This window comes from Colidextribacter sp. OB.20, from assembly GCF_009911595.1.
Taxonomy (GTDB): Bacteria; Bacillota; Clostridia; order Oscillospirales; family Oscillospiraceae; genus Lawsonibacter.
This window is the reverse complement of record NZ_QWKG01000041.1, coordinates 1-16,499: the sequence shown is the minus strand read 5'-3', so window position 1 is coordinate 16,499 and position 16,499 is coordinate 1. Positions and strand designations below refer to the sequence as shown.

The window sequence follows — 16,499 nt, the reverse complement described above, 5'->3', positions numbered from 1 at the left end:
ATCACCGAAAAGAGGCGAAATCATGAAAATCAGAGCGACCGCGGCCATCATGGAGTGCCTGCTGGAGCAGGAGGTGGACACCGTCTTCGGCTATCCCGGCGGGACCATCCTGAATCTCTATGACGAGCTGTACAACTACAAGGACAAAATCCACCACATCCTCACGGCCCACGAGCAGGGGGCCTCCCACGCCGCCGACGGCTACGCCCGCTCCACGGGCAAGGTGGGGGTGTGCTTCGCCACCAGCGGCCCTGGGGCCACCAACCTGACCACCGGCATCGCCACCGCCTATCTGGACTCCTCCCCCATCGTCTTTATCACCTGCAACGTCACCGAGCAGACCCTGGGCAAGGACGCCTTCCAGGAGGTGGACATCACCGGCATCGCCATGCCCATCACCAAGGCCACCTATCTGGTCCGGGACCCCCAGACCATCCCCGATGTGATGCGCCAGGCCTTCGCCGTGGCGGCCACAGGCCGCCCCGGTCCGGTGCTCATCGACTTTTTGAAGAACGTCACCTTCCCCAATGTGGAGATCGACTATGAATTTGTCCCCTGGACGCAGAATCGCTCCTGCGGAAGCCTGAAGGCTCTGTCCGACAGCCACGACCTGAAGGCCCCCGAGCCCAATCTGGGGGACATCAACACCCTGGTGGACATGATCGCCCAGGCTGAGAAGCCCTTCCTCATCTGCGGCGGCGGCGTGGTCCGTGGGCGGGCCAACGCGGAGTTCAGGGAGTTCGCCGAGAAGCTGGACGCCCCGGTGGCCATCACCGTCATGGGCGGGGGCGGCTTCCCCGGGGGGCACCCTCTCACCACCGGCATGATCGGCATGCACGGCTCCCAGGCCAGCAACGTGGCCTGCGACGAGTGCGACCTGCTCATCGCCGTGGGCTGCCGGTTCTCCGACCGGGTGGCCCTCCAGCCCGACACCTTCGCCAGTCAGGCCAGGATCGTCCACATCGACATCGACCGATCGGAGATTGACAAGAACGTCCTCACCGACCACCACATCATCGGTTCGGCCAAGCGGGTGCTGGCCCTCCTCAACCAGCGGCTGGTCCAGTACAGCCACCCGGATTGGAAAGAGCATATCCTCCCCCTGCGGGAGCCCTCCGTCCCCCGGCAGAGCGAGACTCTCACCCCCAAGCAGGTGCTGGAGACCATCCGCCGCCTCGCCCCCCAGGACACCATCGTAGCCACCGACGTGGGCCAGCATCAGATGTGGTCCATTCAGCACTTTCACTTCGACTACCCCGGTCAACTGCTCACCTCGGGAGGCTTTGGCACCATGGGCTTCGGCCTGGGGGCGGCCATCGGGGCCAAGGTAGGCAATCCGGATAAGGTGGTGGTCCACACCACTGGCGACGGCTGCTTCCGCATGAACTGCCACGAGCTGGCAACCGTGGAGCACTACCACCTGCCCATCATCACCGTGGTGTTCAACAACGGAACCCTGGGCATGGTCCGCCAGTGGCAGAACCTGCTGTATCAAAAGCGGTTCTCCGAGACCACCCTGGACCGGGGCCCGGACTTTGTCAAGCTGGCCGAGGCCTACGGGTTGAAGGGCTTCCGGGTCACCACCATGGCGGAGATGGAGGTAGCCTTCAAAACCGCCCTGGAGGCGGGCCGGGGCTGCGTGATCGACTGCATGCTGGATATGGACGAGATGGTCCGGCCTATGGTGGCGGGCGGCGCCCATATCACCGATTTTCTGCTGAAATAAGGGGGCGGACAGGATGAAACGTGAATTTGACACCCAGAAGAAGGAGTATACCCTGTCCATCCTGGTACAGGATATCCCGGGGGTGCTGAGCCAGGTGGCCCGGCTGTTCTCCCGGAAGGGGTACAACATCGAGTCCATCGTCTCCGGCGAGACGGACAAGCCCCACATTACCCGAATCACCATCGTCCTGCTGGCCGACGAGCTGATGATCGACCAGATCGCCGCCCAGTGCCGCAAGCTCATCCCTGTGCTGGCGGTGAAGATCCTGGACGAGAGCGCCTCCATTCAGCGGGAGTTCTCCCTCATCAAGGTCCGCGCGGCTGACCGCAACGCCCGGGACGAGGTGATTCAGATGGCCAACATCTTCCGGGCCAAAATTATCGACGTGAGCCGCGAGACACTCACTGTCGCCATCTTCGGAGACAAGGAGAAGACGGCGGCGCTCACCGGGATGCTGACCGACTTCGGCATCCTGGAAATCGCAAAGACGGGTACCATCGCCATCGAAAGAGGGCGCAGCACCATATATGACGACAACAAACTCAAGGAGGAATACAACTATGGCAAAAATGTACTATGAAAAGGACTGCGACATCAACTACCTGGACGGCAAGAAGATTGCCATCATCGGCTACGGCTCCCAGGGCCACGCCCACGCCATGAACCTGAAGGACTCGGGCTGCGACGTGTGCGTCGGCCTGCGGGAGGGCTCCAAAAACTGGGCCGCCGCCGAGAAGGCCGGCCTGAAGGTGAAGACCGTGGCTGAGGCCGCCAAGTGGGGCGACATCGTGATGATCCTCATCAACGACGAGGTCCAGGCCGACGTCTACAAGAAGGACATCGCCCCCAACCTGTCCGCCGGCAACATGCTCATGTTCGCCCACGGCTTCAACATCCACTTCAAGCAGATCGTCCCCCCCGCCGGGGTGGATGTGTCCATGATCGCCCCCAAGGGCCCCGGCCACACCGTGCGCAGCCAGTACGTGGCGGGCAAGGGCGTGCCCTGCCTCATCGCCGTGGAGCAGAACGCCACCGGCGACGCCTATAAGCTGGCTCTGGCCTATGCCGCCGGCATCGGCGGCGCCCGGGGCGGCGTGATGGAGACCACCTTCCAGGACGAGACCGAGACCGACCTCTTCGGCGAGCAGGCCGTCCTCTGCGGCGGCGTGGTGGAGCTAATGAAGCTGGGCTTCGAGACCCTGGTGGAGGCGGGCTACGCCCCCGAGAACGCCTACTTCGAGTGCATCCACGAGATGAAGCTCATCATCGACCTGATCAACAAGGGCGGCGTGGCTATGATGAACTACTCCATCTCCGATACCGCCGAGTACGGCGAGTATGTCTCCGGCCCCCGCATCCTGCCCTATGAGGAGACCAAGAAGAACATGAAGGCCGTCCTCACCGACATCCAGGACGGCGTGTTCGCCGGCCGCTGGATTGCCGAGAACAAGAACGGCCGCACCTTCTTCAACGCCAAGCGGGCCCAGCTGGCCAAGCACCAGATGGAGACCGTGGGCGCCGAGCTGCGGAAGAACATGCTCTGGGGCGACGACACCGACCCTGATACCGCGTCTAACTGATGATTCTTTTCTTTTTTGAAAAAAAGAAAAGAACCAAAAGAAAAAACCTTCGGGAAAAACTTCGTTTTTCCTCTTTGGCGTATAAAGCTGGCTAGGCTAAAAAACAGCCCCGTTTTCTCAACAGAAAACGGGGCTGTCCACACCCTTGACACATACAGTTAAGTATAGTATACTATGGGTGCGTAGGGCACTGCCAGCTTTAGGCGGTTTGGCTCGACATAAGTATCATGAAACCTAGGTAAATCCTAAGAAACCGTCACTTGGCCGAGTGGCGGTTTCACTTTACCTTGACCTGGAACGTTACCGTATAACCACGAAAGTGGAATGTTAACGTCATAGTCACAGGCATCGGGCCTCACCCCCTTCCGGGTGGTGTAGCCAAACCGCATCCCTTGCATTGAGCGGCATCCCCACAAAACAAACCATATTTTACGCTGAGGATCAAGTAAAACTCGGGGAATCACAATTTTTCTTGACACGTCCGAAATCCTGCGGTATCCTGAAATCAGACAACCGATATTCTCTAAGCTACATTCAGGAGGTAACCACTATGCGCTCTGACGTTGTAAAAAAAGGCATCCCTGCCGCCCCCAACCGCTCCCTGCTCTACGCCCTGGGCTACACCAAGGAGGAGCTGGAGCGCCCGCTCATCGGCGTGGTCTGCTCCTACAACGAGATCGTCCCCGGCCACATGAACCTGGACAAAATCGCCGAGGCGGTAAAGGCCGGCATCCGGGCCGCGGGGGGCACTCCGGTGGAGTTCCCCGCCATCGCAGTGTGCGACGGCATCGCCATGGGCCACGTGGGGATGAAGTACTCCCTGGTGACCCGGGACCTGATTGCCGACTCCACCGAGGCCATGGCCATGGCCCACCAGTTCGACGGCCTGGTGATGATCCCCAACTGCGACAAGAACGTCCCCGGCCTGCTCATGGCGGCGGCCCGGGTGAACGTGCCCACCATCTTTGTCTCCGGCGGGCCCATGCTGGCCGGACGGCTGAACGACGGCCGCCGCACCTGCCTGAGCCACATGTTTGAGGCGGTGGGCTCCTACTACGCCAACAAGCTGGACGAGGCCGGGGTGGAGGAGTATGAGAACGCCGCCTGTCCCACCTGCGGCTCCTGCTCCGGCATGTACACCGCCAACTCCATGAACTGCCTCACCGAGGCCATCGGCATGGCCCTCGGGGGCAACGGCACCATCCCCGCCGTCTACTCCGCCCGGCTCCGCCTGGCCAAGCACGCGGGCATGAAGATCATGGAGCTGGTGGAAAAGGACATCCGCCCCCGGGACATCATGACCGAGGCGGCCTTCCACAACGCAGAGACCATCGACATGGCTCTGGGCTGCTCCACCAACACTATGCTCCACCTGCCCGCCATCGCCCACGAGTGCGGCATTGAGCTCAGCTTCGACATGGCTAACGAGATCTCCGGCAGAACCCCCAACCTGTGCCACCTGGCCCCCGCCGGAGACACCTACATGGAGGACCTGGACCGGGCCGGCGGCGTCTACGCCGTCATGGCCGAGCTGACCAAGGCCGGCCTCCTCGACACCTCCCTGCTCACCTGCACGGGCAAAACCGTCGCCGAAAACCTGGAGGGCGTGGTCAACCGGGATGAGAACCTGATCCGGCCCATTGAGAACCCCTACTCCAAGACCGGCGGCATCGCCGTCCTCAAGGGCAACCTGGCCCCCGACGGCTGTGTGGTGAAGCAGTCCGCCGTAGCCCCGGAGATGATGAGGCACGAGGGCCCCGCCCGGGTGTTCAACTCCGAGGAGGAGGCGATTACCGCCATCTACGACGGCAAAATCGTGGCCGGCGACGTGGTGGTCATCCGCTACGAGGGTCCCAAGGGCGGCCCCGGTATGCGGGAGATGCTCAACCCCACCTCTGCCATCGCAGGCATGGGTCTGGACAAGGATGTCGCCCTCATTACCGACGGCCGGTTCTCCGGCGCCACCCGGGGGGCCTCCATCGGCCACGTCTCCCCCGAGGCGGCCTCCGGCGGCAATATCGGTCTGGTGGAGGAGGGCGACCTCATCGCCATCGACATCCCCGCCCACACCATCCAGCTGAAGGTGTCCGGCGAGGAGCTGGAGGCCCGCCGGGCCAAGTGGGTCTGCCCTGAGCCCAAGATCAAGACAGGCTATCTGGCCCGGTACGCCAGGATGGTGTCCTCCGCCGACAAGGGCGCGATTCTGGGGTAAGTTAAAATTGGAATAAATCGAAAAAGGAGCCGCCCTTTCGGGCGGCTCCTCTGTGTTTGAATGGGGCGCGGGCGGGTCAGCTGCCCAGATAGGCCTTCTTTACCGCCTCATTGTCCAGCAGCTCCTGTCCGGAGCCGGACAGAGTGACCCGGCCGGTCTCCAGCACATAGCCCAGATCTGCAGTTTTCAGGGCCATGTTGGCGTTCTGCTCCACAAGCAGGATGGTGACCCCCTGCCTGTTGATCTCCTTGATGATGTCGAAGATACCCCGGACCACAATGGGGGCCAGGCCCAGAGAGGGCTCATCCATCATCATGATCTTGGGGCGGGACATGAGGGCCCGGCCCACGGCCAGCATCTGCTGCTCGCCGCCGGACAGGGTGCCCGCCGCCTGCCAGGACCGCTCCTGGAGCCGGGGGAACAGGTCATAGACCCACTTGATGTCCTCATCCAAGCTGTCGTTGCGCAGGTAAGCGCCGATTTTCAGGTTCTCCAGCACCGTCAGGTCGGGGAACACCCGCCGGCCCTCGGGGACCAGGGTGATGCCCTTGGAGACGATCTGGTCGGGGGAGTGGCCGGTGATGTCCTCCCCCTGGAGGTGGATGCGGCCCTTGGCGGGCTTGACCAGCCCGGCGATGGTGCGCAGGGTGGTGGATTTGCCCGCGCCGTTGGCGCCGATCAGGGTGACAATCTGGCGCTCGGGGACCTCGAAGGTGATACCCTTCACCGCCTCGATGCCGCCGTAATTCACCTGTAAGCCGTCAATTTTCAGCATCAGTCCGCCACCCCCAGATAAGCCTCGATGACGCGAGGATTGTTTTGAATCTCCTTGGGCGTGCCCTGGGCGATGAGCTTGCCGAAGTCCAGGACGTAGATCAGGTCGGAGATCTCCATCACCAGGTCCATGTGGTGCTCGATGAGCAGGACGGTGACATGGTACTGCTCCCGCACCTGCCGGATGAAGGCGGTGAGCTCCTGGGTCTCCTGGGGATTCATGCCTGCGGCGGGCTCGTCCAGCAGCAGGAGCTTGGGGTGGGTAGCCAGGGCCCGGGCGATCTCCAGGCGGCGCTGGAGGCCGTATGGCAGGGAGTTGGCCACCTCGTCCTTCAGGTGGGCCAGGCCCTGCTCCTCCAGCAGCTCCATGACCTCCCGGCGCTGTTGGGCCTCCTCCGCCTTATTCAGGCGGAAGGCGGCGGTGAACAGGTTGCTGGTGCGGCGCAGGTGCTTGGCGGTGAGGACGTTGTTGAACACCGTCTGGTCCTTCCACAGCCGGATATTCTGAAAGGTGCGGGCCATGCCCAGCTGAGTAATTTTGTCCGGGGTGGGGGCCAGGCGGTGGATGTACAGCCCCTTGTTCTCCCCCAGATAGGTCTTGTCCAGCTTGCCCTGGGGGAAGTTCTCGATCATAGGCCGGCCCAGGAAGTCCACCTTGCCGTTGGTGGGCTCATAGACGCCGGTAATGCAGTTGAAGGCGGTGGTCTTGCCGGCGCCGTTGGGGCCGATCAGGGCCACGATCTGGCCCTCGTTCACGTCCAGGGACAGGTCGTTCACCGCCACCACGCCGCCGAACTGCATGGTGATGTGCTCCACATGGAGGACGTTCTCGCTCATGCCTGCTCCTCCTTTCCCGCCGCCTTGGGGCGGCGCTTGAACAGGTCTGGCAGCTCCTTGTCCCCCATCAGGCCCCGGCGGAAGAAGAGCACCACGATCATGATGACCACGGAGAATACCACCATCCGGAAGCCCGCCCGGAGGAAGGGAACCTTCATGCCGCTGGCAAGGGTGATCTCGTTGTCCAGGAAGCGCAGCCACCACTCGGAGCAGGCCACATAGAGGAAGGTTGCCATCACGCTGCCCGAGATGGAGCCGATACCGCCGATGACCACAATGAGCAGGATCTCGTAGGTCATCGTGGTGGTGTACACCTTGGCCTGAGCGTTGGTGACGAACATGGCAAACAGCGCGCCGCTCACCCCGGCGAAGAAGGCGGAGGTGCAGAAGGAGAGCATCTTGTGCTTGGCCAGGTTGATGCCCATGGCCTCGGCGGCAATCTCATCCTCCCGGATGGCCTTGAAGGCCCGGCCATAGGAGGAGTTGATAATCAGGCAGATGACGGCGATGCAGATCATGGACACCAGGAAGGGGAAGAACACGGACAGCCGGAGAAGCACCTTCCCGCCGGCGTCGGTGATGTTAAAGCTGGAGAAGGTGGGGAAGTTTTTAATCATGTTGGCGCCGTTGGTGACGGGGCCCAGAGCCTGCCACTGGAACACCGCCTTGAGAATCTCGGCGAAGCCCAGGGTGGCGATAGCCAGGTAGTCAGATTTCAGCCGCAGCACCGGCAGTCCGATGAGGTAGGCGAAGGCCGCCGCCACACACCCGGCCAGCACCATGGCAATCGCCACGCCCAGACCCAGGCTGACCGCGCCGCCCACTCCCTCGGTGCCCAGGACGGAGTTGAACATGTCCTGGAAGGAAAAATTCACTGCGGATCCGCCGTAGAGGTAGTACACCGCCGCCCGGTCGGCCACGGGGACGGACAGGATGGCGTAGGTGTAGGCGCCCAGCAGCATAAAGCCCGCCTGGCCCAGGGAGAACAGGCCGGTGAAGCCGTTGAGCAGGTTCATGGACACCGCCGCCAGGGAGTAGACCGCGCCCTTTTTCAGCACGGAGAAGAGCTGGCTGGTGGGCTTGAGGACATTGGGGACGCTGTCCGCCGGGAGAAACACGCTGACGTTCTCCAGCACTACAATCAGGGCCAGCAGGGCGGCACAGGCAATGACAGCGGCAATGGCGCCCTTTTTGTTCCTTTTTTCAATCATTTTCTCCCCGCCCCCTTACACTTTGTCGGTGACCTTCTCACCGAACAGGCCGGTAGGCTTCACAACAAGGATCAGGATCAGCAGGGCGAAGGTGCCGGCATCGGAAAAGACAGTAAACTGCGTACTCTTGATGACATTCTCGCAGATGCCGATGATAAACGCGCCGATCACCGCCCCGGGAATGGAGCCGATGCCGCCCACCACCGCCGCCACGAAGGCCCGCAGGCCGGGCAGAGCGCCAGCTGTGGGGGTGATGGCCTGGAAGTTGGTGAAGTAGAGCATGGAGCCCACCGCCGCCAGGGCGGAGCCAATGATGAAGGTCACAGAGATGACCGAATTAATCTTGATGCCCATGAGCTGGCTGGTCTCAAAGTCCTTGGCCACCGCCCGCATAGCCATGCCCACCTTGGTGTGGTTGATGAGCTGCTGGAGGGCAATCACCAGGGCCAGCACCAGGAAGGGGGTGAGGATGGTCACCCATTTGGTGGAGGTGCCGGCAATCTTCACCGTGTCGGACAGGAAGGGGATGACCGGGTAGGTCATAGGCTGGCCTCCGGTGATATAGGTGGCGGTGTTCTGGATGAGGTAGCTGACGCCGATGGCGGAGATCATCACCGACATCCGGGGTGCGGAGCGCAGGGGCTTATAGGCGCAGCGCTCAATGCAGAAGCCCAGCGCCACCGTGAGCAGCAGCACCAGGGGCAGGGCCACGTAGAGGGGCAGGCTGGCCGACAGATAGATGCCCAGCAGGCCGGCCACCATGAACACGTCGCCGTGGGCAAAGTTAATCAGGCGCAGAATGCCGTATACCATGGTATAGCCGATGGCGATGAGCGCGTACTGCCCGCCCACGGAGATTCCGGAGATCAGCACGGAAATGGCAAATTCCAAAGCGGGTTTCCTCCCTTTCTGTTTTTTCAGAAGATGGCATGCGGGCTGTCTTGAAAAGGGCCGGGCACGACCCCTTTCAAGGCAGCCCATCCGGGTTTCCCCGGCGGAGCCGTGCAGGCTCCGCCGGGGAACGTTGTGGGTCAAGAATTGCTCAGCCCTTCTGGACGGTCTCCAGCTCCCAGGCGCCGTCGGCGTTGTTGGAGTGCTTGATATAGGCGGTGTCGCGGACGGCGTCGCCGATATCGTCAAAGGCGATGGCGCCGGATACGCCGGTATAGGTCACGCCGGACAGGGCGGCCTTGATAGCGGCGGGGTCGGCGGAGCCGGCAGCCTTGATGGCCTCCAGGGCCACATAGTAGGCGTCGTAGCCCATGGCGGTGACGGCGGCGATGGTGTCATTGCCGCCGTTGGCGTCCTTGGCGGAGGAGTTGCTGTTGATATACTCCTTGATGCCCTGGTCGAACTCAGGGGAGCCGCCCTCCTGATAGAAGGTGGAGACATACAGCTGGATGTCGGTGCCCTTGGCGGCGTCCAGGACCATGTTGTCGTCCAGGGTGTCGGAGCCCAGGATGGGGGCGGTGATGCCCAGGGACTGGGCCTGGGTGACGATCTGGACAGCGTAGGCGATGGACACGGGGGTAAAGATGACGTCGGCGCCCTCGGCCTTGGCCTTGTTCAGGTAGGAGTTGAAGTCGGAGTTGTTGTTGGGGAAGGAGTCCTTGATGACCTTGCCGCCGTTGGCGGTGAAGATCTGCTCAAAGAAGGCGATCAGGCCCTGGTCGTACTCGTTGCCGGTCTCGCCCAGGCAGTAAGCGGTCTTGGCCTGGAACTTTTCAGCGGCGAAGTTAGCCAGCACCTGGGCCTGGAAGTTGTCCAGGAAGCAGATGCGGAAGTAGTGGTCGTTGCCGGCGGTGACGTTGGGGTTGGTGCAGGTGACGCCCATGGCGGAGATGCCGGCCTCCTTAAAGGTGTCGCTGGCGGCGATGGACACGCCGGAGCCGTAGGAACCCAGCACCATGGCCACGCCCTCGCTCACCAGCTGAGCGGCGGCGGAGGGAGCCTTGTCGGTGGAGGAGCCGTTATCGGCGGGGACCAGCTGGACGGTGTAGGTCTCGCCGCCCACCTCCACGGTGGGGGTCTCGCTGTTGGCGTACTGCATGCCCAGATACTCCTTCTTGCCGCCGGAGGCGGAGTCACCGGAGAGAGGCTCAAAGACGCCGATCTTGATTACCTTGTCGCCGGCGGGGGCGGGATTGGAGGCAGTGGTGCTGCTTCCGCCAGGGGTAGAGGCGGCGCTTCCACCAGGCTTGTCTTTGCTGTCGCCGCCGCAGGCGGCCAGACTCAGGACCATAGCCATGGCCAGAGCGCTTGCAAGAAACTTTTTCATTCTGAATTACTCCTTTTTTCTTGGAATCCATCCCGCGGGGCCGTGTCTCCCATATAGAAACACTTGTACGCAGGATAAAATTTATTATACCCTGACCCAATGAAAAAAGCAAGGAGGAACCGCACGATAAATTAGACAAAATTGCATCATCAAAAAGATTTTTCTTGCAATTATTTGTATTTTTGATGAAAAGCCCACCCCGGCTTTCCTGCTTCCGGACAAAATAGACAGCAAAAAAGAGCGCACTGCGCCCTCACTTCCATTAAATGTATGGAAACGTACCACTTTTCCTCCTTGCACACGGTAATTGAGAGCGGAAAACAGCCTTCCCCCCTCTGGAGGACGCGATGCGTGTAGGGCGCGACGACCCCGGCGCGCCGTTGGAATCAGGTGGAAGCGGCGGGCATGTAGGGGCGCACATTGTGCGCCCGTCGTTAACAGGCCGGGTCCGAAAAAGCGGGCGGACAATGTCCGCCCCTACAGAGAGCCTTGAGCCCTCGTATACTTCGTATATTTTGCTTCGCAAAATGCAATCCTCCGCCCCAGTTTGCGAACTGGGGCACCTCCTTTCGAAAGGAGGCTTTTTTCGTTCTCAAGACAATTTAAGGAGGAACGACAATGAACACAACACCAAACTACCAGCTCAGCCAGTGGGAGGCGGAGGACCGGGTCCTGCGCACCGACTTCAACGCCGACAACGCCAAAATTGAGGCCGCCCTGTGCGGGCTGGAGGAGCGGGTGACAGTGCTGGAGCGCGCGGGGCGCAATCTGACCTACTACGTAGGTCTTTTGGGGCTGTTGGACTTCGGGTCCAGCGGGAAGCGTCTGCCCCAGCAGTCCTACTTCTGCGACAACTTCGCGGCCCCGGCTGTATACACCATCACCGGCGACGCGGTTGTCGCCAACAGGGCGCTGACCCTCACCGGGGCGGGAAAGACGGCCAGCGCCTCAACAATCAGGCTTGCTATGGACGAGCGCGACTGGAAAACGGCGCTCTGCTGGGTCCACTCCGATGTGCCCGGCGTGACGGTGGACTTGAACGGGTTTCCCATGCAGAAGGCAGACGAGACCTTCGCCCATATGCCCACCCATGACGGCTCTGTCTTTGAACAGCTCTTCCGTCTGGACAGGCCCGGCAAGGACAACAGCGCTCAGATCACCCTGCGTCTGAGCACGGGGACGAGAAACTCCCTCTCGGTCTACGATATTTTTGCCTTCTTCCAGTAAAAATAAAGAAACCCCCGGGCCTTGCGGCCCGGGGCTCAGCCTCATTCAATTTCAAGCTTTTCTGTTACCACACCGAACGCCTGGAGCTTCGCCTCCAAAATACGCTTTTGATTCTCAATTTCCTTTTTCTGGTCGGGAGCTTTCATGATCCGTTGGATTTTTGTGTACTCCTCGATGAGCTGATTGATGATTTCTTCCTTGCTCATTTTGTTCTCCTTTCTCCGCCGGTTATTCAGGTGAACTTATTATATCACCCCCGCACCGGGTTGTCCACAAAAATTTTGCCCCGCCGTCTGCCGAAAGAAACCCCCGGGCCGCAAGGCCCGGGGTCCCGCTTTATTCGATTTCCAACTTCTCGGTCACAACCCCCATCGCCTGGAGCATCACTTCCAAAATGCGTTTTTGATTCTCCATTTCCTTTTGAGGGTCTGCCGCTTTCATGATACGCTGTAAATTGGTGTACTTCTCGATGGTCTGCGCAATCAATTCTTTTTCGGACATACCGTTCTCCTTTCCTCGACGGCCATTCAGGTGTCTTAATTATACTTCCCTCCACCTGCCCTGTCAAGGCGGCTTTTTATCGCCCGATAAGAAACCCCCGGGCCTTGCGGCCCGGGGATTCCTGGGTTAGATGCGTAAATATGGGTCAGCTCAATCAGGAGTAGGTCAGCGTGAGGTCAGTCGTCTTGATTGTGATCCTCGCAGTGCCGCCGGCCAGATTCACACCATCAGTCACAGGATCAGTGCCGTCCGTCACCTCAAGGGTCTGGGCGCCCGCATCCACTTCAATGACCTCGCCGGGAAGCACATAGAAGTCTGTCTCCGAGGTGTTGGTTGTGCCGTTAGTTGCGACAAGCGTCCCAAGCATACCGTTCGACTCGGTGATCTTCACGGTGACAGCCTTGTTGGCCGCAACGCTGACCTTGGTGGCGGCGGTGTAGGAAACTCTGGCAGTCACCTGGACATCAGTGTCAACAGCCTGAGTAGTTACAGAGCCAGTCACATAGTTGCCAGTCATGTTTTTGACGACAGTAGTGCCAACCTTCTTACCGTTCTCTTCGGCAATCTTGACCTGAATGTTTTCATTGTTGGCAACGCGCATACCGCTCTCGATTGTCTCGCCAGTGCTCTTAACTGTAGCGGTCACGCCGTTCAGAGTGACCTTCCAGCCCTGACGCAGGGTGATGTCCTCTTCGGTCACCTTAAACTCACCATTGTGGGGGTTGAAGCCGGCCTTTACGTCATCCGCACCATACTGGACAATGATGCCGTCGCCCTTGCGCCGATCCGTCCCACCGGCCGCAGGCGCATCGGGAGTGTAGACATTCAGGGTCACGCCGGGACGGGCCCAAACGGTGGTCTCCTCTCCCAGAGCTGTCATACCCATGATATCCAGGGCCTGCAGGCTGTCCTTAAGCTCAATCTTGCTGGCCGCGTACACATAGATGGTCTTAGCCTTGTCAAGGCTACTCAGGTTGATGGTGCCATCGTTGGCAGCGCCCTTGGCGACAGTCCAACTAGCAGCGGCAGAGGCCAGCATGCAGTCCTTGTCGTCGGTCACGATCGCGCCGCTGGTGTTGGCGCTCTTAACCTTGATGCCGTTGACCCCGGCAGACTCGGGCACCTGATAGGTGTTCTCGCCTACCTCAACGACCTTGTCGCTCACATCGGTGGCGCCATTCATCCAGGTGACGGTCACGCCATCCTCGACCACGACGTTCCAAACACGGTCCGCAGTGCCGGGGATCTTGCTCAGGGTCACGTCGCCGGTCATGGTCAGCTCGGCGCGCTTGGTGGCGCTGACGAAGCTCACGTTCACGCCGTTGATGACGGTGGCCACATCGTTAACAGTCGCAGTATCGGGCAGCTGGACAATAACCTTGGCGCCCTCAGCGATCTTCCAGATGCGGGTGTCGCCATCGGCGGTCATCTGGGTCTCATCGGCCAGCGTTTCGACGTTGTTGACATAGACCTTCGCGCCGGTATAGGCAGGAGTCAGGGACAGGTCGAAGGTTACAGGAATCTTCTCAGTGGCGGGGATGGTGATGGTCTCGCCGCCCTTGGCCGCCGCGCTGGTCCAGGTCTTGTCGGTGATGGCGGCGTCAGCCCACTTGTAGCCGTCCTTCAGGGTGGCGACCACGGTGACGGTCTCGCCGTCCTTCACGTCGACGGAAGTAGCAGTGCTGGGCTCGCCGTTCACGGTGTAGGTCACGCCCTCGTTGGCCTTGATGGCGACCTTGTCGGTGGCGGGCTTATCGCCGGGATCGGTGGTCTCAACCTCAATCTTGAGCTCGTCGTTCACGTTCTCATTGATGGTGATATCGCCGGTCAGGCGGCCATTGGTCAGGGTCAGGGTGCCGATGGCGCCGGTGATCTTCTGGTCGATGATGGTCACGCCAATCAGATCAGCGTCGTAAACATCCAGGGTAGCCTCAGGCCGGCGGCCGTCCTCCCACTTGGTCATCTCGGCCCAGTAGGTCTTGGTAGTACCACCAGCGGTGATCTCCACGGGGTAACGGGTGTTGGTCTTGAGGATGTAGACAACCTCAGCGACCTCCTTGCCGTCCTCCTGAGCCACGGTGACGTAGGTGTTCAGCTTCTCATCGTAGTCGATGACCTCGATGTCGTTGATGCTGCCCACGCTGACGGTCCAGCCGTCGTGAGTGACGCCGTCGCGCTTATAGGTCTCCTCCACCAGGACGAACCGGGTGTCGGCATTGGTGGTGTACTGCAGCTCCTTGTGGCTGTTGGCGTCCACCAGGGAGAAGGAGTAGCCGTTCTTCCGGGCGTAGCTGACGCGCATGTTCTGCTTGTTCTCATCAGCCAGAGCGGAGTAAGCCTCGGTATCCTCCACATCGCGGAAGTCAGCGACGACCTCCACCTTCTCGATGTAGCTGATATCGCCGTCCTCTTCAATGCGGGTAGCCTTGTACAGCACGCCAGGCACCAGCTCGTCCTTGTCGCCGCCGGCGTTGGTGTAGTCCACATAGACGTCTTCCTTCACGCCGTCCACATAGGACTTGGTGTAGTGCCAGTAGCGGTCGCCGCCCTTGCCGCCGCGCAGCCAGGACTCGCGGGCGGAGCCCTCCAGGGTGAAGTAGAAGCCGTCGTCATAGATCGCGCCGTCCAGGATGAAGACCACATCGGCCACACCCTTGCGGTCCAGGACATAAATCAGCTCGGCATCCTTCACGTTGGGAACGGCGTCATAGCCGGTGTAGGACTTCTCATTCTCTACGTCGATAAAGACGGTCTTCTGGTCCACGATGACCCGGCGGCCATCGCCGATGTAGGCCCGGCCATTGTAGATGTCGATCTCGGGATCAGTGGCGACTCCGGTGACGGTCTTGTCAGCCAGATACACGCCGTCAGCCCAGCTCAGGGTGTGGGCGCCAGAGGTGTTCTTGGAGTACTTCCACACCATGCCGTCGATGCTGGTATGGACATTCTTCTGATAGCCGGCGCCGGCCATCCAGTGGACCTTATCGTAGGGAGCGCCCACATCGTCGCCCTTGCCGTTTTTGTCCAGGTCATAGAAGTTGTTATACTGGTTGGGAGTGCCCTTCAGGCTCTCCTTGACGTCCACCTTGGCGGTGGTGGCGTCGGCATAGATGACCTTGGCCACCCAGTCCATCATCTCCTCGTCGGAGTCCTTGACGTACAGGTAGTTCAGGGTCTCATCCTCGGCCAGCTCAAAGGCCAGAACGTAGCCGTTGGGATCGCGGTAGAGGGTGTACTCCTCCTCCAGGGTGGGGTGCTCCTTCACATTGAGGTTATCCAGGTCATAGACAATGTGATTGTTGCCGGAGTAGCTGTACTTGTCGCCGCCAACCTCGAAGCGGACATAGGAGTCTTCGGAATCGGTGTTGGACTCCACGCGCTTGATGGTGCCGGTAGCGGTGTCGGGCTCAAAGACCTCGCAGATGTAGAAGTCGTCATCCTCGTTCTCATCCACGGTAAAGACCACCAGGTCCTCCACGTCGTAGCCGGCAGCCTTGGCGGTGCGGATGTTCAGGCGGGCGGGCTCCAGGGAGAGGGACTTCACGGTGATGGTGTCGTCGCTGACGCGGGTGACCTCGCCGATGTAGTAGTTGATCTCAACCACGGTCACGGTGGCGTCGCCGTCGTCCACATAGATCTCGGTCTGAGCGCCCTTGCCGGTCATGACATAGGTGTCGTCAACATTCTTGGGGACGTAGTTGGCCTTGTCGCCGTAGCCGTAGTAGGCGTTCTCGACCTTGCCGTCGGTGCTGTAGACCAGCTCGCCGTTGACATAGGCGCTCCAGGCGTAGCCCTTGTCAGAATCGGTGCTCTCGTTGCACAGAGTGCGGCCCAGGTCCTTCCAGACCACGTCCTGGTCCTTGCCCTCGGTGTAGACATAGTCGGGGGTCAGGGCCACGGTGATGATCTCGTTCTTGTCCAGCATCCGGACGCGGCTGGCGATCAGGCCGCCGTTGGCGTCCAGCTGACGGTCAGCCTTGGTGCCGCCGGTGCCCTGGCTGGTGGTGGTGTTGTAGGTGCCGGTGCCCCAGGTGCGGGCGGGACGGCCGTAGATGTCCTGGGTGTCGTCACGATAGACCAGGTCGAAGTTCTTGTAGCCCAGAGTCTCCAGATAGTTGAAGTTCAAGGCGTAGATGATGCCCTGGTTCTCGTT

The 16,499-nt window shown here is 60.8% G+C and carries 13 protein-coding genes; 5 read left to right on the top strand and 8 right to left on the bottom strand.

Features of this window, described 5'->3' with window-relative positions:
* Positions 1–22 precede the first annotated feature (22 nt).
* The 4 genes from ilvB to ilvD all read left to right on the top strand — a co-directional run bounded on the left by ilvB (position 23) and on the right by ilvD (position 5,518).
* A complete protein-coding gene (gene ilvB, locus D1641_RS11130) occupies positions 23–1,726 on the top strand; it encodes a biosynthetic-type acetolactate synthase large subunit (RefSeq protein ID WP_160665663.1) in 1,704 nt (567 codons plus the stop codon).
* A gap of 13 nt (positions 1,727–1,739) precedes the next feature.
* Positions 1,740–2,306 (top strand): acetolactate synthase small subunit, encoded by a 567-nt coding sequence (ilvN, locus tag D1641_RS11125; protein WP_160665661.1) that lies wholly within the window; start codon positions 1,740–1,742, stop codon positions 2,304–2,306.
* Positions 2,287–3,306, top strand: coding sequence for a ketol-acid reductoisomerase (gene ilvC / locus D1641_RS11120; protein WP_160665659.1), 1,020 nt, complete (start codon positions 2,287–2,289; stop codon positions 3,304–3,306). The genes ilvN and ilvC overlap by 20 nt, the downstream gene beginning before the upstream one ends.
* A 550-nt stretch (positions 3,307–3,856) precedes the next feature.
* Positions 3,857–5,518 carry a dihydroxy-acid dehydratase gene (ilvD, locus tag D1641_RS11115; protein WP_160665657.1) on the top strand — a complete coding sequence of 554 codons (1,662 nt, stop codon included), beginning with the start codon at positions 3,857–3,859 and terminating at the stop codon, positions 5,516–5,518.
* A gap of 76 nt (positions 5,519–5,594) precedes the next feature.
* On the opposite strand, the gene D1641_RS11110 is transcribed toward ilvD, so the two are convergent.
* The 5 genes from D1641_RS11110 to D1641_RS11090 all read right to left on the bottom strand — a co-directional run bounded on the left by D1641_RS11110 (position 5,595) and on the right by D1641_RS11090 (position 10,618).
* Positions 5,595–6,293: an ABC transporter ATP-binding protein gene (locus D1641_RS11110; RefSeq protein WP_160665655.1), complete on the bottom strand. Its 699-nt coding sequence runs from the start codon at positions 6,291–6,293 to the stop codon at positions 5,595–5,597.
* Positions 6,293–7,129 carry an ABC transporter ATP-binding protein gene (locus D1641_RS11105; protein WP_160665653.1) on the bottom strand — a complete coding sequence of 279 codons (837 nt, stop codon included), beginning with the start codon at positions 7,127–7,129 and terminating at the stop codon, positions 6,293–6,295. The genes D1641_RS11110 and D1641_RS11105 overlap by 1 nt, the downstream gene beginning before the upstream one ends.
* Positions 7,126–8,340, bottom strand: coding sequence for a branched-chain amino acid ABC transporter permease (locus D1641_RS11100; protein ID WP_160665651.1), 1,215 nt, complete (start codon positions 8,338–8,340; stop codon positions 7,126–7,128). Before D1641_RS11100 ends, D1641_RS11105 begins: the two co-directional genes overlap by 4 nt.
* Positions 8,341–8,355: 15 nt before the next feature.
* A complete protein-coding gene (locus tag D1641_RS11095; protein WP_243149357.1) occupies positions 8,356–9,231 on the bottom strand; it encodes a branched-chain amino acid ABC transporter permease in 876 nt (291 codons plus the stop codon).
* A 151-nt stretch (positions 9,232–9,382) separates the two neighbouring features.
* Positions 9,383–10,618, bottom strand: coding sequence for an ABC transporter substrate-binding protein (locus D1641_RS11090; protein ID WP_160665650.1), 1,236 nt, complete (start codon positions 10,616–10,618; stop codon positions 9,383–9,385).
* Between the two features lie 618 nt (positions 10,619–11,236).
* Between D1641_RS11090 and D1641_RS11085 the strand changes: the two genes are divergently transcribed.
* Entirely contained in the window at positions 11,237–11,845 is a 609-nt protein-coding gene (locus D1641_RS11085; RefSeq protein WP_160665648.1) for a hypothetical protein, read from the top strand.
* A 41-nt stretch (positions 11,846–11,886) separates the two neighbouring features.
* On the opposite strand, the gene D1641_RS11080 is transcribed toward D1641_RS11085, so the two are convergent.
* From D1641_RS11080 to D1641_RS11075, 3 genes are all read right to left on the bottom strand, one after another.
* Positions 11,887–12,051 carry a hypothetical protein gene (locus D1641_RS11080; protein WP_160665646.1) on the bottom strand — a complete coding sequence of 55 codons (165 nt, stop codon included), beginning with the start codon at positions 12,049–12,051 and terminating at the stop codon, positions 11,887–11,889.
* Between the two features lie 130 nt (positions 12,052–12,181).
* The gene (locus D1641_RS19165) at positions 12,182–12,346 is read right to left on the bottom strand and encodes a hypothetical protein (protein ID WP_201757335.1); all 165 of its coding nucleotides are present in this window, start codon (positions 12,344–12,346) and stop codon (positions 12,182–12,184) included.
* A gap of 154 nt (positions 12,347–12,500) precedes the next feature.
* Positions 12,501–16,499 (bottom strand): hypothetical protein (locus D1641_RS11075; protein WP_160665644.1); only part of this gene is annotated, 3,999 nt, incomplete at its 5' end.

Coding starts and splice junctions, on each gene's coding strand:
- ilvB (WP_160665663.1), top strand. CDS start 23: ATGAAAATCAGAGCGACCGCGGCCATCATGGAGTGCCTGCTGGAGCAG.
- ilvN (WP_160665661.1), top strand. CDS start 1,740: ATGAAACGTGAATTTGACACCCAGAAGAAGGAGTATACCCTGTCCATC.
- ilvC (WP_160665659.1), top strand. CDS start 2,287: ATGGCAAAAATGTACTATGAAAAGGACTGCGACATCAACTACCTGGAC.
- ilvD (WP_160665657.1), top strand. CDS start 3,857: ATGCGCTCTGACGTTGTAAAAAAAGGCATCCCTGCCGCCCCCAACCGC.
- D1641_RS11110 (WP_160665655.1), bottom strand. CDS start 6,293: ATGCTGAAAATTGACGGCTTACAGGTGAATTACGGCGGCATCGAGGCG.
- D1641_RS11105 (WP_160665653.1), bottom strand. CDS start 7,129: ATGAGCGAGAACGTCCTCCATGTGGAGCACATCACCATGCAGTTCGGC.
- D1641_RS11100 (WP_160665651.1), bottom strand. CDS start 8,340: ATGATTGAAAAAAGGAACAAAAAGGGCGCCATTGCCGCTGTCATTGCC.
- D1641_RS11090 (WP_160665650.1), bottom strand. CDS start 10,618: ATGAAAAAGTTTCTTGCAAGCGCTCTGGCCATGGCTATGGTCCTGAGT.
- D1641_RS11085 (WP_160665648.1), top strand. CDS start 11,237: ATGAACACAACACCAAACTACCAGCTCAGCCAGTGGGAGGCGGAGGAC.
- D1641_RS11080 (WP_160665646.1), bottom strand. CDS start 12,051: ATGAGCAAGGAAGAAATCATCAATCAGCTCATCGAGGAGTACACAAAA.
- D1641_RS19165 (WP_201757335.1), bottom strand. CDS start 12,346: ATGTCCGAAAAAGAATTGATTGCGCAGACCATCGAGAAGTACACCAAT.